Origin of the sequence: Sphingomonas desiccabilis (genome assembly GCF_004135605.1) — a bacterium.
GTDB lineage: Bacteria > Pseudomonadota > Alphaproteobacteria > Sphingomonadales > Sphingomonadaceae > Sphingomonas > Sphingomonas desiccabilis.
Window position 1 is genome coordinate 1136991 of record NZ_SDPT01000001.1, and the last position, 15341, is coordinate 1152331.

The 15341-nt window shown below is 69.1% G+C and carries 11 protein-coding genes; 4 read left to right on the forward strand and 7 right to left on the reverse strand.

Going from position 1 to position 15341, the window contains the following annotated elements:
• Positions 1-113 precede the first annotated feature (113 nt).
• The 7 genes from EO081_RS05465 to EO081_RS05495 form a co-directional block, all read right to left on the reverse strand.
• Positions 114-2405, reverse strand: coding sequence for a coiled-coil domain-containing protein (locus tag EO081_RS05465; RefSeq protein ID WP_129340869.1), 2292 nt, complete (start codon positions 2403-2405; stop codon positions 114-116).
• A 56-nt stretch (positions 2406-2461) separates the two neighbouring features.
• Complete coding sequence (locus tag EO081_RS05470) at positions 2462-3847, reverse strand: hypothetical protein (RefSeq protein ID WP_129340870.1); 1386 nt, start codon at positions 3845-3847, stop codon at positions 2462-2464.
• Between the two features lie 33 nt (positions 3848-3880).
• The gene (locus tag EO081_RS05475) at positions 3881-4423 is read right to left on the reverse strand and encodes a CHAP domain-containing protein (RefSeq protein WP_129340871.1); all 543 of its coding nucleotides are present in this window, start codon (positions 4421-4423) and stop codon (positions 3881-3883) included.
• A 73-nt stretch (positions 4424-4496) separates the two neighbouring features.
• Positions 4497-5153 (reverse strand): DUF6975 family protein, encoded by a 657-nt coding sequence (locus EO081_RS05480; protein ID WP_240697546.1) that lies wholly within the window; start codon positions 5151-5153, stop codon positions 4497-4499.
• 159 nt (positions 5154-5312) lie between these two features.
• Positions 5313-7337 (reverse strand): RNA polymerase sigma factor RpoD, encoded by a 2025-nt coding sequence (gene rpoD, locus EO081_RS05485; RefSeq protein ID WP_129340872.1) that lies wholly within the window; start codon positions 7335-7337, stop codon positions 5313-5315.
• A 41-nt stretch (positions 7338-7378) separates the two neighbouring features.
• Complete coding sequence (gene dnaG / locus EO081_RS05490) at positions 7379-9274, reverse strand: DNA primase (RefSeq protein ID WP_129340873.1); 1896 nt, start codon at positions 9272-9274, stop codon at positions 7379-7381.
• 49 nt (positions 9275-9323) lie between these two features.
• Entirely contained in the window at positions 9324-9779 is a 456-nt protein-coding gene (locus EO081_RS05495) for a GatB/YqeY domain-containing protein (protein ID WP_129340874.1), read from the reverse strand.
• Positions 9780-9920: 141 nt separating this feature from the next.
• Here EO081_RS05495 and carA point away from each other — a divergent pair, with 141 nt between their 5' ends.
• From carA to greA, 4 genes are all read left to right on the forward strand, one after another.
• The gene (gene carA, locus EO081_RS05500; RefSeq protein ID WP_129340875.1) at positions 9921-11117 is read left to right on the forward strand and encodes a glutamine-hydrolyzing carbamoyl-phosphate synthase small subunit; all 1197 of its coding nucleotides are present in this window, start codon (positions 9921-9923) and stop codon (positions 11115-11117) included.
• A complete protein-coding gene (locus EO081_RS05505) occupies positions 11114-11401 on the forward strand; it encodes a hypothetical protein (protein ID WP_129340876.1) in 288 nt (95 codons plus the stop codon). Before carA ends, EO081_RS05505 begins: the two co-directional genes overlap by 4 nt.
• Entirely contained in the window at positions 11401-14733 is a 3333-nt protein-coding gene (gene carB, locus EO081_RS05510; protein WP_129340877.1) for a carbamoyl-phosphate synthase large subunit, read from the forward strand. The genes EO081_RS05505 and carB overlap by 1 nt, the downstream gene beginning before the upstream one ends.
• Before the next feature lie 81 nt (positions 14734-14814).
• Positions 14815-15291: a transcription elongation factor GreA gene (gene greA, locus EO081_RS05515; RefSeq protein WP_129340878.1), complete on the forward strand. Its 477-nt coding sequence runs from the start codon at positions 14815-14817 to the stop codon at positions 15289-15291.
• The last annotated feature ends 50 nt before the right edge of the window (positions 15292-15341 follow it).

Sequence of the window (15341 nt, forward strand, 5' to 3'; positions counted from 1 at the left end):
TCTGATCTGACTCGGCGGGCACAGGTCCCGGCGGCGGCCTTCCGGGGCCGTCCGCCGGAGATGTGGGGAGGGCGGTTCTTGGGCTAACTTTCGACTAACTTTCCGCGGCCGGCTCAGCCGCGCAGCCGCTCGATCGCCTGGGCGAGCGCGACGTAGAGCTTGCCCATGTCCGACGACAGCAGCGTCACGCCCAGCGGCGATCCGTCGCGCAGCGTCAGGATCTGGCGCAGCATCGCCTCGAAGTCGTGGATGTAGCGGTTCACCTGCTCGCGGAAGCCCGCATCCTCGTCATAGAATTGAGCGATCTCGCGCGCCTGGGCGGAGTCGATCAGCTTGACGGCGCGGCGGGTGAAGACGCCGCGGTCGCCCTTCAGATACGCGGCCCAGGCGGCGTCGGTCACTTCCTGCGAGAAGGCGCGGGTGATGTCGATCGAGGCCGAATGCATCGCCTCGATGAGCAGCGACACCCGGCGCGCCAGCGTGTCCGTGTCGGATGCCTCACGCTCCGCCTCATGCTCGGCGAGGCGCGCTTCCATGGCGGCGCTGGTCTCCGCGATCTGGCCGAGCTGCTGCGCCAGCCGGTCGGAGGCGCGGTGGGCAGCCTCGACCGCCTTGGTCGCAGCTTCGCCGAGCGCCGCGACCTGCTGCACCACCGCCCGGTCGATCGCGCGCGAAAGCGCTGCGGCGCTCTCGGTCTGGAGCCGCTTGGCTGCGGTCGGCACGATCCGGTCGAACGCGTTCTGCGCGTCCTCCGCAGTGCCGGTCGCGGTCGCGCGGATCTGCTCCAGCGCCTCGATCAGCTGGGGTGCCGCCTCCTCGGCGAAGCGCCGGGTGGTCGCAACCGTTGCGTCGACGATGACGTGAACGCCGTCCACGCGCTCGCGCCCCGTGTCCAGCGTCTCGGCCATGGTGCGTGCCGCGTCGTTCAGTGCCACGCGCTGGCCCTCGATCAGCGCGCCGACCCTTTCCACCGCCTGCTGCGTCGCCTCGGCGTCCTGCACCAGCGCGCGCACTTCCGGCGTGGTGCCGGCAACCGCGCCGCGCGTGACGGCGAGCCGCTCGTCCAGCCGCCCGAGCGCCGCCGGCAGCGTCTCGTCCAGCTCGCGCGCCGATGCGTCGAGCGCGGTCAGCAGCCGCTCGGCCGTGGCGATAACCTCCTGCGCGGTCGCGTCGCCGTTGCGCATCGCCGCAGTGGTCGAGCCCACCAGGTTGCGCAGCGCGTCGATCGCGCCCGCCAGCGCCTGGGCGCGCTCGGTGCCGGTCGCATGCAGCGTGGCGAAGCGCGCGTCGACGTCGTCGATGCCGTCGGCCAGGGTGCGCACCAGCGCATCGCTTTCGCGGTGCCGCTCGGTCAGCGTCGCGCCGATCCGCGCCAGCCCGTCCTCGATGCGGGCGATGCGCGCCTCCAGCGCCTCGCCGCCCTCGCGCGCCGTGCGCTCGATCGCCAGATGCTCGCGCTGGAGCCGCTCGATCGCCGCATCGCCTTCGGCGGCAAGCGCCGAGCGGGCGTTCTCGACGGCGCTGCCGGTCCGCTCCAGCACCGCCTCGATCATGTCGACCATGCTCCCCGCGACCGTCTCCAGCCGTGCGCCGGCAAAGTCGCCCGACGCCTCGATCCGCGCGAGATGCTGCGCCAGCCGTTCGGTTGCTGCCCCAGCTTCGGTGCCGGCGACGCGTCCGTGCTCCGCCAGCTGGACCAGCCGGGCGTCGAGCTCGCCCGCGGAACGGGCCGCGGCCGTCCCCGCACGCTCGACCGCCTCGGCGATCTCGCTGATCTCGGTCCGGGCATCCGGCAGCGCCTGCACCAGCCGCTGCAATCGCTGCTCGGCCTCGCGCGCGGTGCCGCCCAAAAGGTCGGTGTGCCGCTTCAGCGCCTCGCTCTCCTGCGCCATGCCGCTGCGGATCACTGCCAGCCGCTCGCTCGCATTGCCGGCGAGCGCCAGCAGCGTGTTCGCCTGTTCCGCCAGTTCGGCGCGATTCGCTGCCAGCCGCTCGGTCAGCGCCGCCACCGATTGCTCCAGGCGCTCGGCCTCGGCGCGCAGGCCGCTCGCCACGTCGCCGAACCGCCGCGCTTCCGCGGCGCTGTTGCGCTGGAAGACCAGCCACAGGATCGCCAGCAGCATCGGCGGGACGCACAGCGCCGCCACGAAGCTCGCGACCTGCGGCGGGAAGGGGCCGCTTCCCAGCCACGGTCCCGCCAGCGACACCATCAGCACCACCCACCCGAGTGCGAGCACCAGCACGACCGCCGGCACCAGCCAGCGCCGTGCCGACGGGGCTTCCGCCTCGGCCTCCTGCTGCACGGGGTCGAACGAGCGGTGCGTCTCGCCCGCATATGCCTGTACGTCTGGCGCCTGTTCGCCCGCGGTGCTGAAGCCGGAATCCATGGGGCGGGGCTGTAGCATTTATTGCGCCTGCGCAACACCAGCCCGGCCCTCGCCTCGGCGCGGTCGCAGGCGGATCAGTCGCGCCGCCGCAGCAGCTGCCAGTGGAGGCCGGAGAGCCCCCGGGCACGGCGCTCCGCCACCACCGCATAGGGCTGGCCGCACGCGCGGACATGGGCGGGAAAGGGGTGGTCGCCGTCACGGTCCACCAGCACGAACGGCGCGGCCGGGCAGGGCGCGACCCGCACCTCCAGCGGGTAGCCGCGTGCGGCCGCTGCGGCGTCCAGCACCGCCGTCTCCCGGTCGCGGTGCACCACCACCGTCGTGCCCTTGGGCGCGAGTGCTGCCATGGCGGCGATCGCCTGCCCGGGATCGCCACGCTGGTCCGCGATCAGCAGCCGGTCGGTCGCGAGCATCGCCATCGCTCCGGCGAGCAGCGCCACGCCGACCGCCGCCCGCGCGCGGGCACCCCGCCCGGCAAGCCGCGCCAGCCCCTCGCCCAGCCACAGCAGCAGCCCGACGCTGCCGACCAGATAATAGCGGGGCATCATGCTGTTGGGCAGCGCGAGCAGCGCCAGCATCAGCGGAAACGCGATCGCGCTCCAGAGGGCCAGGTCGCGCAGCGGGCTGCGGGGTGCGCGCAACAGCATCAGGGGGACGACCGCGCCCACCAGCGGTGGCAGCCCCAGCGTATAGTGGAGCAGCTGCGACAGCGCATGTGCCCAGCCGGCCCAGCTGTGCGGCTGTACCCCGCCCACGGCAAAGCCGGCCGCACTCCTGTGCGCGGCGAGCCACATCAGCGCGACGACGCCCGCCATCGTCAGCAGGGCAGGGCCGAAGACGCGCAGCATTTCGCGTGCCACAGTGCCGGGGCCGACGACGCGCCGCCGCTCGACCGCCGCCCAGCCGAGCAGCGCCGCCAGCCCGAAGACGATCGTCGCCTGGGCGAGCAGCCCCAGGCCCAGCGCCATCGCGAGGCTTGCGGCCTTCGGCGGTCGTTCGGGGGCGGCGAGCCAGCGGTCGACCAGCAGCACCGCGGTCACGAAGGCCAGCAGCATCGGCGCGTAGCCGCGAGCCTCCGAACCGTAGCAGACCAGCGCGGGCGAAAGCGCGAACAGCCCCGCCGTGATCGCCCCGGCCACGGGGCTGCGCCGCCAGCCGATCGCCGCCGCCACGCCGATGGTGAGCGTGCCCGACGCGATCGCCAGCGCCCGCTGGAGAAGCGGGGGCGCATCGAACCCCACCAGCTGCATCCACAGCGTGTTGAGATGGTGGTTGTTGTCGTGGTTGATGAGCCACAGGACGCCGAGCGGGGTTCCGGCGTCGCGCGCGAACACCGCCGACCAGGCCTCGTCCAGCCACAGCGCGCCGGTGCCCGCCGCGATGCGCAGCGCCAGGCCTGCCGCGATCGCTGTCGCGACGGCCGCAAGCGCCCAACGCGCATCCCGCTTCCACGCCCCCATTCGCGCCCCCCGGCTCAGGCTAGCGGGCAGCGGTCAGCGCGCATAGGCGTCGATCAGCGATCCTACGTAATCAGGGCTCTTGCCGCTCAGCTCGGCCACCGGCTTGTCCCCATAGATGAAGCCGTGGGCGGGATAGATGCTGCCGCCCAGCCCGTCGCTGTCGCGGTACCAGACCTTTACCTGCGTCCAGTCGTTTTCCGGGGAGACGTCGAACAGCGTCACGTCCTGCTCCACCTGTCCGCGCGTGCCACCGATTCGCGACCAGTTGGCGTGGGTGACCATCAGCACGCGCTTGTCGACGATCCGGCTGACCACCGCGACATGGCCGAGCCGCAGCCGCTCGGACTTGGCCATCGCCAGCACCGCGCCGACCTTGGGTACGTGGCCGCGTTCGTACTTGCCCTTCGCCTGGTCCCACCAGGTCCAGGCATCGCCGTAGATCTGCACGCCGGACGCGCTGCGGGCAAAGGGCACGCACTCGCCCGTATAGTCGAGCAGGGTTCGCGCGCCGGCGGGCAGCGTCGCGGTGACAGCAAGGGAGAGGCAGAGCGCGCCCCTGAGCATCGAAGCGAACATGGGGCCGTGGTAGCCCGGCTTCCTAACCTGTCGGTTAACGCGGGCGCAGGGACTCGCGCAAAAGCGCCCGCGGTCAGCCGGCGCGCGCTTCCGATCGGGCCTCCATCAGGTCCCAGAGCCCGCGGTGCTGGGCAAGCAGCTGTTCCACCCCGAACAGCATCGCGCGCTCGGTCGCCCGGTTGGCCGCGAGCATGGCGACGAGATCGGCGGTCGTGGCCGAGTCGGGGAGGGCAAGCGGCACCGGGTCCAGCCCCTGGCGGATTGCCGCCGCATCCAGCCCGGTCCGGATCGCCGGCCAGTCCAGCACCAGCGCGATCGCGGCGCCCAGCGCACAGCCACGCCGTTCGGACTGCGAAAGCATGTCGATCGCGTGGCGCTGCGCCGCAATCGCCGCTTCGGTATTGGCCTGGCCCGGCGTGCTCGGCATCGGCCCCGCCGCGGCGGCCAAGGCCACCAGATGGCCGCGTTCCTGTGCGAAGCCCGCCGCCGCCTCGATCAGCCAGTCGCGCGCGAAGTCGAAGTCGCTATGGGCCGCCGCATGTTCGATGACGCCGGGCTGGCGGCCGTGGAGGATGCAGAGGTGATGGGCGGCATCGGCGACGTCGCGCGGGTCGCACGCGTCCTGGGCGAGCGCCGCAAGTTGCGGCTGCCCGGCACTGCCGTCGCGCTTCGCCAGCGACGACACCATGGACCATGCGTCCGGCGCCGTCGCGTTGATCACCCCACCCACGGACCGGCCTCCTCCGTCGCGTCCACTGCCCCGGGGCCCGCCATGGCACCCGCTCATGCGACCGCCTAGCAGAAGGGCGTAAACAGACCGTGCATGTGGCGTCGGGCCGCCCCAAAAGAAAGACCCCGAAAAGCGCTGCTTTCCGGGGCCTTGTGGTGCTTACTGGTCGAGGAAGCTGCGCATCTTGCGAGACCGGCTCGGATGCTTGAGCTTCCGGAGCGCCTTTGCCTCGATCTGGCGGATGCGTTCGCGGGTGACCGAGAACTGCTGGCCGACTTCCTCTAGCGTGTGATCGGTGTTCATGCCGATGCCGAAGCGCATGCGCAGCACGCGCTCCTCACGCGGGGTGAGCGAGGCGAGGACGCGGGTGACCGTTTCCTTCAGGTTCGCCTGGATCGCGGCGTCCACCGGGATGATCGCGTTCTTGTCCTCGATGAAGTCGCCCAGGTGGCTGTCCTCCTCGTCGCCGATCGGCGTTTCGAGGGAGATCGGCTCCTTGGCGATCTTCATCACCTTGCGCACCTTCTCCAGCGGCATGGAGAGGCGCTCCGCCATTTCCTCGGGCGTAGGCTCGCGGCCCTGCTCGTGGAGGAACTGGCGGCTGGTGCGCACCAGCTTGTTGATCGTCTCGATCATGTGGACCGGGATGCGGATGGTCCGCGCCTGGTCCGCGATCGAGCGGGTGATCGCCTGCCGGATCCACCACGTCGCATAGGTCGAGAACTTGTAGCCGCGGCGATACTCGAACTTGTCCACCGCCTTCATCAGGCCGATGTTGCCCTCCTGGATCAGATCCAGGAACTGCAGGCCGCGGTTGGTGTACTTTTTGGCGATCGAGATCACGAGGCGCAGGTTCGCCTCGACCATCTCCTTCTTGGCGATGCGCGCCTCGCGCTCCGCCTTCTGCACCATGTTCACGATGCGGCGGAATTCGCTCAGCGCCATGCCGGTCTGCTGCGAGATCTCGGCGACCTCACTGCGGATGCGGTCCACCGACGCCGCCTCGTTCTCGGCGAACGCCTTCCACTTCTTGTCGAGGCTGGCGACCGAGGTCAGCCACTGCTCGTCCATCTCATGGTCGACATACTGCTCCAGGAACGACTTGCGCGGCACCTTATGGCGCTCGGCAAGGCGCAGCATCTGGCCGCCCAGCGCCGTCAGGCGCCGGTTGAAGGCATAGAGCTGGTCGACGAGATACTCGATCTTCGCCTGGTGGAACTGGACGCTCTCGACCTCGGCGGTCAGGTCCTCGCGCAGCTTCTGGTAGGTCGCCTCGTCGGCGGCCGTCAGCTCGGCACCCGTGCCCATCGCGTCGAGCCGGCGCGCCTGCATGCGCGAGAACTGCTCGTAGATCGCGGTGATGTTGGCGAACTTCTCCAGCGCCTGCGGCTTGAGCGTCTCCTCCATCTGCGCGAGGCTGAGGGTGTTGTCCTCCTCCTCGTCGTCGGAGTTGCGCGGGCCCCGGCGCTCGCCGTCCTCGTCGTCCGAAGACTCCTCTTCCGGCTCTTCCTCTTCCTTGAAGGACGGGCCGGTGCTCTTCTCGTTGATCTCGTCGCCTTCGTCGTCCTCGGCGGCTTCGACCTGCTCGGCAGACGGACCCTTCGACAGCATCGCGTCGAGATCCAGGATCTCGCGCAGCTGCATCGTGCCTTCGTTCAGCGCCTCGGACCAGCCGATGATCGCGTTGAAGGTGATCGGGCTTTCGCACAGCCCCAGGATCATCGTGTCCCGGCCGGCCTCGATGCGCTTGGCGATCGCGATCTCGCCCTCGCGGCTGAGCAGCTCGACGGCGCCCATCTCGCGCAGGTACATGCGGACGGGATCGTCGGTGCGATCGACCGTCTCCTTCTTCTTCGCCGCCTCGAACGCAGGCGCGGAATCGTCCTGCTGGTCGCCCGAATCCTCGTCGCCGTCGTCGGCGGCCTGCTCGGTCTCGCCTTCCTCGCCGGCTTCCTCGTTCTCGACGACGTTCACGCCCATTTCATTGAGCGCGGCCATGATGTCCTCGATCTGCTCCGAGGACATCTGGTCCTGCGGCAGCATCTCGTTGAGCTGATCGACCGTGATGTAGCCGCGCTTCTTTGCGCGCGCGATCAGCTTCTTGATCGATCCCTCGTTCAGATCGATCAGCGGCGCGTCGCCCGTCTCCATCGTGTCGTCGCCGCCACCGTTCGCCTTCGCCATCAATTGCCCTCGAAAAACCCGGACTGAAATCCGGCCTGATTCTAATCGTCTTCGTCTGCCAGCACCAGATTTGCAAGACGCGCCTTGAGCGCTTCCTGTTCCTGCACCAGCGCCACCTGACGCTCGAATGCGGTCTCATCGAGCCCGGCCTGCAACGCTGCCGTCGCCTCCGCCAATGCCGCATCCACCGCGGGACGCGTCACCAGAACGGCGATCGCCTCGTCCAGGTCCGCCACCGCCCGCGCTTCGTCGTCCCCGTCATGACGAGTGAACGAAAAGGGCAGGGTATCCGCCCTCAGCAGTTCGTTTGCGATGTCGTTGAAACCAGACTTCGCCAATATGGTACGAACTCCGCCGCTATCAAGTTGCCGGTCGGCAAGTGCCACATCGACGACTGCTTCGAACAACCGCCCGAGCGCGCCGTCGGCCAGGCGAAGCGATCCCAGCACCTCCAGGTGCCGGGCGATCTGCGCGGGGTGTCGGATCAGTCCGGCGACCACCGCCTTGGCGAGCACCGGGTCGATCCCTTGCGCGATCTGGCGCGCGGTGTCGGAGGGCGGGGGCTCGGGCGGACGCCAGCCGCCACGCTGCCCCGGCCGGTTGCCGCCGCGCGGCTGGCCGCCGCTGCCGCGCTGCCACGAACCCCCGCCGCCGCCCTGCCACTGCCGGTTCCGCTCGGGCGGCGCGAACGCCTCGTCGCAGCGGTTGCGGAACTCGGACAGATATTCGTCCCGCACCATCGGGTCGCCGATCGTGCGGGCAAGCTCGCCCAGCCGGCGCTTCAGGCCCGCGCGGTTCTCCGGCGTCGTCAGCGGTTCTGCGGCAAGCTCCTGCTTCCACAGCCGCTCGACCAGCGGCTCGGGTTCGCGCAGCAGCGTCTCGAACGCGCCCGGTCCTTTGCTGCGGACCAGGTCGTCCGGATCCTGTCCCTGCGGCAGCGTCACGAAGGAGAGGCTGCGGCCGGGCCCCAGCAGCGGCAGCGCGCGATGCGCCGCGCGGATCGCCGCCTTCTGCCCCGCGGCATCGCCGTCGAAGCACAGGATCGGCACGTCCGACATCCGCCACAGCCGTTCCAGCTGCGCCTCGGTCATCGCGGTCCCGAGCGGCGCCACCGCCTCCCCGAATCCAGCCTGGGCGAGGGCGATCACGTCCATATAGCCCTCGACCGCGATCACTCTGCCGGCCTTGCGCGCGGCGGCCTGCGCACGGTCGAGGTTGAACAGCGTGCGCCCCTTGTCGAACAGCGGCGTCTCGGGGGAGTTGAGGTACTTGGGTTCGCCGTCGCCGATCACGCGGCCGCCGAATGCGATCACCCGCCCGCGCGCATCGCGGATCGGGATCATCAGCCGCCCGCGGAACCGGTCATAGGGCGCCTTGTCCTCGACCTGGATCAGCAAGCCGGCCTCGACCAGCATCGGGTCGCCGAAACTTGCGAGCGCTTCCTTCAGCTTGCCCCTCGAATCGGGGGAGTAGCCCAGCCCGAAGCTGCGCGCCGTGCCGGCCGAGATGCCGCGCCGCTCCAGCGCCGCCCGCGCCTCGGCACCGGCGAGCCCGTGCAACTGCTCGGTGAACCAGCGCGACGCCTCTTCCATCGCGTCATGGAGGCCCTTGGCGCGCTCCGCCCGCTCGGCGGAGCGGCGGTCCTGCGCCGGCACCTCCAGGCCCGCCGCCTGCGCCAGTTCCTTGACCGCATCGATGAAGGGCAGGCCCTGCTGGTCGGTCATCCAGCGGATGGCATCGCCATGCGCCGAACAGCCGAAGCAGTGGTAGAAGCCCTTGTCGTCGTTGACGTAGAAGCTGGGCGTCTTCTCGTTGTGGAAGGGGCAGCAGGCGCGCCACTCCCGCCCCGCACGCTGGAGCTTCACGCTCTTGCCGATCAGCGCCGACAGCACCGTGCGGGCGCGCAGCTCGTCGAGGAACTGGGGGGAGAGGCTCATCGGTACGCGCCGCCGGCGCCCCCGCCGCCAGGCAGGGGCGCGCTTGGGCTCAGCCCGCCAGCGCCGCCTTCACCGCGCCCGACGCCTTGCTCATGTCGAGGTTCGCGGCATGGCGCGCCTTCAGCTCGGCCATCACGCGGCCCATGTCCTTCATGCCCGTCGCACCCAGCTCGGCCTTGATCGCCTCGATCGCCGCCGCCGTCTCGGCCTCGTCCATCTGGGCGGGCAGGAAGCGCTCGATCACCTCGACCTCGGCGGCCTCGGTCGCGGCGAGCTCCGGGCGGTTGCCCTGCTCGTACATGGCGATCGATTCGCGGCGCTGCTTCACCATCTTCTGCAGCACCTCGACCACCAGCGCGTCGTCGTCGGCGGGGGCGCCGCCGGTGCGCACCTCGATGTCGCGGTTCTTGATCGCGGACTGGATCAGGCGGATCGTGGCCGTGGTCTGCTTGTCGCCGCCCTTCATGGCGGAAACCAGCGCAGCCTTGATGGTGTCGCGAATCATCGGTTCTCTCGGTTCGTCGGAAAGCCGGGGAGGGTAGCCGGAACTCGCCTTCTTTAACAGATTGACGCGAGCGCCAGTGGGCCTTAGCCGGCAGCGCTTAGCGACATCGCCAGCACAACCTTTTTCAGGAGGATCGCCCTAGTGGCCGACGCCAAACCCATGCCCGCGCCCGAAGGAGCCACCGGCGTACTCGTTCTGGCGTCCGGTGACGTGTTGTGGGGCCGCGGCTTCGGGGCCGAGGGCGACGCCGTTGGCGAAGTCTGCTTCCACACCGCGATGACCGGCTATCAGGAGATCATGACCGATCCGTCCTTTGCCGGCCAGATCATCACCTTCACCTTCCCGCACATCGGCAACGTCGGCGCCAACCCCGACGACATCGAGGCGAACGATCCCCATGCGCTCGGCATGATCGTGCGCGAGGATCCGACCGCGCCGAGCAACTTCCGCTCGGCCGAGCCGCTGATCGCCTGGATGCGCCAGCACGGTCGCATCGGCCTCGCCGGCATCGACACCCGCGCGCTCACCCGCCGCATCCGCGTCGGCGGCGCCCCCAACGGCGTCATCGCCCATTCGCCGATTGGCGAGTTCGACATCGACGCCCTGCTCGAAAAGGCGCGCGGCTGGCCGGGGCTGGAGGGCATGGACCTCGCCAAGGACGTCAGCTGCGAGTCGCACTACGGCTGGCAGGGCGGCATCTGGCGCCTGGGCGCCGGCTACGACACCAGCGAGAACCCGGCCGACGAGGCGCAGGCGCGCGCCGTGCAGGCAAGCGCCGCACCGCACGTCGTCGCGATCGACTATGGTTCGAAGCGCAACATCTTCCGCAACCTGGTCCAGGCCGGCGCGCGCGTGTCCGTACTGCCCGCCACCGCCACCTTCGACGAGGTGATGGCGCAGAACCCGGACGGCATCTTCCTGTCGAACGGCCCGGGCGACCCGGCCGCGACCGGCGAATACGCCGTGCCGGTGATCCGCCAGCTGCTCGACACCGGCAAGCCGCTGTTCGGCATCTGCTTGGGCCACCAGCTGCTCGGCCTGGCGGTCGGCGCCACCACGACCAAGATGTTCCAGGGCCACCGCGGCGCCAACCATCCGGTCAAGCGGCTGGAGGACGGCGCGGTCGAGATCACCTCGATGAACCACGGCTTCGCCGTCGAGCGCGACAGCCTGCCCGCCAACGTCCGCGAGACCCACGTCTCGCTGTTCGACGGCAGCAACGCCGGCCTGGAGCTCACCGACAAGCCCGCCTTCAGCGTCCAGTACCACCCCGAAGCCAGCCCCGGCCCGCAGGACAGTTTCTATCTGTTCGAGCGGTTTGTGGGCATGCTGCGGTGACATCCATCGCTGCCCTTCTGCTCCTGCAAGTTGCGTTTTCGTCCGCGCCTCAGGCGGGTGGCGCAGCGCTGTCGCAAAAGCAGTTGGACGCTATGACTGATGTTTGCCGTGCGCCGCGTGGCTGGCTCAGGCACAAGGGGGGAAACGAGGTACGCTTCCTTCCTGATCCGGATGCCGAATACGACAAAGTAGATTGCGTGCTGAAGCAGCTCCGCGAGAGCCGCATCCCGATGAACCTAGGCTTCGTCGGGAACGAAGCGCTGCCCGAGACCGAGAAGAAATAATGCCAAAACGCACCGACATCTCCTCCATCCTCGTCATCGGCGCGGGGCCGATCGTCATTGGCCAGGCCTGTGAGTTCGACTATTCGGGCGTGCAGGCGATCAAGGCGCTGAAGGAAGAGGGCTTCCGCATCGTCCTGGTCAATTCGAACCCGGCGACGATCATGACCGATCCCGAGCTGGCCGACGCCACCTATGTCGAGCCGATCACGCCGGCGGTGGTCGCCAAGATCATCGAGAAGGAGCGCCCCGACGCGGTGCTCCCGACGATGGGCGGGCAGACCGCGCTCAACACCGCGCTCGCGCTGTTCCGCGACGGCACGCTCGACAAGTTCGGCGTGAAGATGATCGGTGCCGACGCCGACGCGATCGACAAGGCCGAGGACCGGCTGAAGTTCCGCGACGCGATGGACAAGATCGGCCTTGAAAGCGCGCGCTCGGCGATCGCGCATACCGAGGCGGAGGCGCTGGAGGGCCTGGAAAAGGTCGGCCTGCCCGCGATCATCCGCCCGAGCTTCACGCTCGGCGGCACCGGTGGCGGCGTCGCCTACAACAAGGACGAGTTCCTCAAGATCGTCCGCGCCGGCCTCGACGCCTCGCCGACGACCGAGGTGCTGATCGAGGAGTCGCTGCTCGGCTGGAAGGAATATGAGATGGAGGTGGTCCGCGACCGCGCGGACAATTGCATCATCGTCTGCTCGATCGAGAATATCGATCCGATGGGCGTCCACACCGGCGACTCCATCACGGTCGCCCCGGCGCTGACGCTGACCGACAAGGAATACCAGATCATGCGCAACGCATCGATCGCGGTCCTGCGGGAAATCGGCGTCGAAACAGGCGGTTCCAACGTCCAGTTCGCAGTCAATCCGAAGGACGGTCGCCTGATCGTCATCGAGATGAACCCGCGCGTGTCGCGCTCCTCGGCGCTCGCATCCAAGGCGACCGGCTTCCCGATCGCCAAGGTCGCGGCCAAGCTCGCGGTCGGCTACACGCTGGACGAGATCACCAACGACATCACCGGCGCGACCCCGGCCTCGTTCGAGCCGACCATCGATTACGTGGTCACCAAGATCCCGCGCTTCGCGTTCGAGAAGTTCAAGGGCTCCGAGGCCGTGCTCTCCACCGCGATGAAGTCGGTGGGCGAGGTGATGGCGATCGGCCGCAACATCCACGAGAGCCTGCAAAAGGCGCTGCGCGGCCTGGAGACCGGTCTCTCCGGCTTCAACGAGGTCGAGCGGCTGGTGGGGGCGCGTCGCGACCTGATCGAGGCCGCACTCGCCGTCGCCACCCCGGACCGGCTGCTCGTCGCCGCCCAGGCGCTGCGCGAAGGCTTCACCGTCGCCGAGGTCCACGCGATCGCCAAGTACGACCCCTGGTTCCTCGAGCGCATCGCCGAGATCATCGCTGCCGAGGACGAGGTGAAGCGCAACGGCCTGCCGATCGACACGGCCGGCATGCGCCGCCTCAAGGCGATGGGCTTTTCCGACAAGCGGCTGGCCAAGCTCGCGCTGGACTCGGTCCACCTGCGCGGCATGCAGCGCGGCATCGCGCAAGGCTCCGGCCTGATCCACGAGGTGGTGAAGGCGATGTCGGGCGGCGTGACCGAGGCGGAGGTGCGTGAGCATCGCCTGAAGCTGGGCGTCCGCCCGGTGTTCAAGCGCATCGACACCTGCGCGGCCGAGTTCGAGGCGAAGACGCCGTACATGTACTCGACCTACGAGGCGCCGACCTTCGGCGACCCGGAGGACGAGAGCCAGCCGTCGGAGCGCACCAAGGTCGTGATCCTGGGCGGCGGTCCCAACCGCATCGGCCAGGGCATCGAGTTCGACTATTGCTGCTGCCACGCCTGCTTCGCGCTGTCGGACGCGGGCTATGAGACGATCATGGTCAACTGCAACCCGGAGACGGTGAGCACCGACTATGACACCTCCGACCGCCTCTATTTCGAGCCGCTGACGGCCGAGGACGTGCTGGAGATCCTGCACGTCGAGCAGCAGAAGGGCACGCTCCTGGGCGTCATCGTTCAGTTCGGCGGCCAGACCCCGCTCAACCTCGCCAAGGCGCTGGAGGACGCAGGGATCCCGATCCTCGGCACCAGCCCCGATGCGATAGATCTGGCCGAGGACCGCGAGCGCTTCGCCGCGCTCGTCTCCAAGCTCGGCCTGCTCCAGCCCGCGAACGGCATCGCCCGCAGCCGCGACGAGGCGGTCGCGGTGGCCGAGCGCATCGGCTACCCGGTGCTGATGCGCCCCAGCTATGTGCTGGGCGGCCGCGCGATGGAGATCGTCGACAGCCAGCGCCAGCTCGACGATTATATCCAGACGGCGGTGCAGGTGTCGGGGGACTCGCCGGTCCTGATCGACCAGTATCTGCGCGATGCGATCGAGGTCGACGTCGACGCGATCAGCGACGGCACGGACGTGACGGTCGCGGGCGTGCTGCAGCACATCGAAGAGGCGGGCGTCCACTCGGGCGACAGCGCCTGCTCGATCCCGCCCTACAGCCTCTCGGCCGAGCTGATCGCCGAGATCGAGCGCCAGACGGTGGCACTCGCCAAGGCGCTGTCGGTCAAGGGGCTGATGAACATCCAGTTCGCGGTCAAGGATGGGCAGGTCTACCTCATCGAGGTGAACCCGCGCGCGTCGCGCACCGTGCCGTTCGTCGCCAAGGCGATCGGCGTGCCGGTCGCCAAGATCGCCAGCCGGGTGATGGCGGGCGAGATGCTCGCCGACCTGCCGCCGATCGACCGCAACATCGACCATATCGCCGTCAAGGAGGCCGTGTTCCCGTGGGGCCGCTTCCCCGGCGTCGATCCGGTGCTCAGCCCGGAGATGAAGTCCACGGGCGAAGTGATGGGAATTGATAGCGATTTCGCCACCGCCTTCGCCAAGTCGCAGCTCGGCGCCGGCATCACCCTGCCGGAACGCGGCACGGTGTTCGTGTCGGTCAAGGACAGCGACAAGCCGGTGATCCTGCCGGGCGCCCGGCTGCTGGTGGAGATGGGGTTCGCCATCGTCGCCACCGCCGGCACCGCCGACTATCTCGAAGCGGCCGGCGTGCCGGTCGAGCGCGTGAACAAGGTGGCGCAGGGCCGGCCGCACATCGTCGACCGGATCCTGGACGGCGACATCGCGTTGATCTTCAACACGACGGAGGGTTGGCAGTCGCTGCGTGACTCCGAGTCGATCCGCGCGTCCGCGGTCGCGCAGAAGGTGCCGTATTTCACCACCGCTTCGGCGAGCGTGGCGACGGCACAGGCCATCGCGGCGCTTTCGCGGCGCTCCCTTGAAGTGCGGCCGCTCCAGGCCTATTATTCGCAGCCGCACAACTGATCCCCAGAACAACAAGACAGCGTGCGGGCGGACCATTCGGGTCCGCTCGCGGGCAGGGGGCGTGAACGAAGGACCGCAACGATGGCGACCGTCGAAAAGATGCCGATGCTCCAGGAGGGCTATGAAAAGCTCATCCAGGACCTGAAGCGTCTCAAAGAAGAACGGCCGCAGATCGTCGATGCGATCGAGGAAGCGCGCGCGCACGGCGATCTGTCGGAAAACGCCGAATATCACGCCGCCAAGGAGCGCCAGGGCCAGGTCGAGGCATCGATCTCCGACATCGAGGACAAGCTCAGCCGCGCGCAGGTGATCGACCCGCGCGACCTGTCGGGCGACAAGATCGTGTTCGGCGCCACCGTCACGCTGCTCGACGACGACGACAAGCCGGTGAAGTACCAGATCGTCGGCCAGACCGAGGCGGATGCGAAGACCGGCCGCATCTCGTACAACTCGCCGCTCGGCCGCGCGCTGATCGGCCGCAAGGTCGAGGACGAGGTCGAGGTGTCGGTGCCCGCCGGCGACCGCTATTACGTGGTGTCCAAGATCGAGTTCATCTGATCAACCGGCCCGGCGGGCGGAGACGTTCGCCGGGCTCGCGCGTTCCGCCG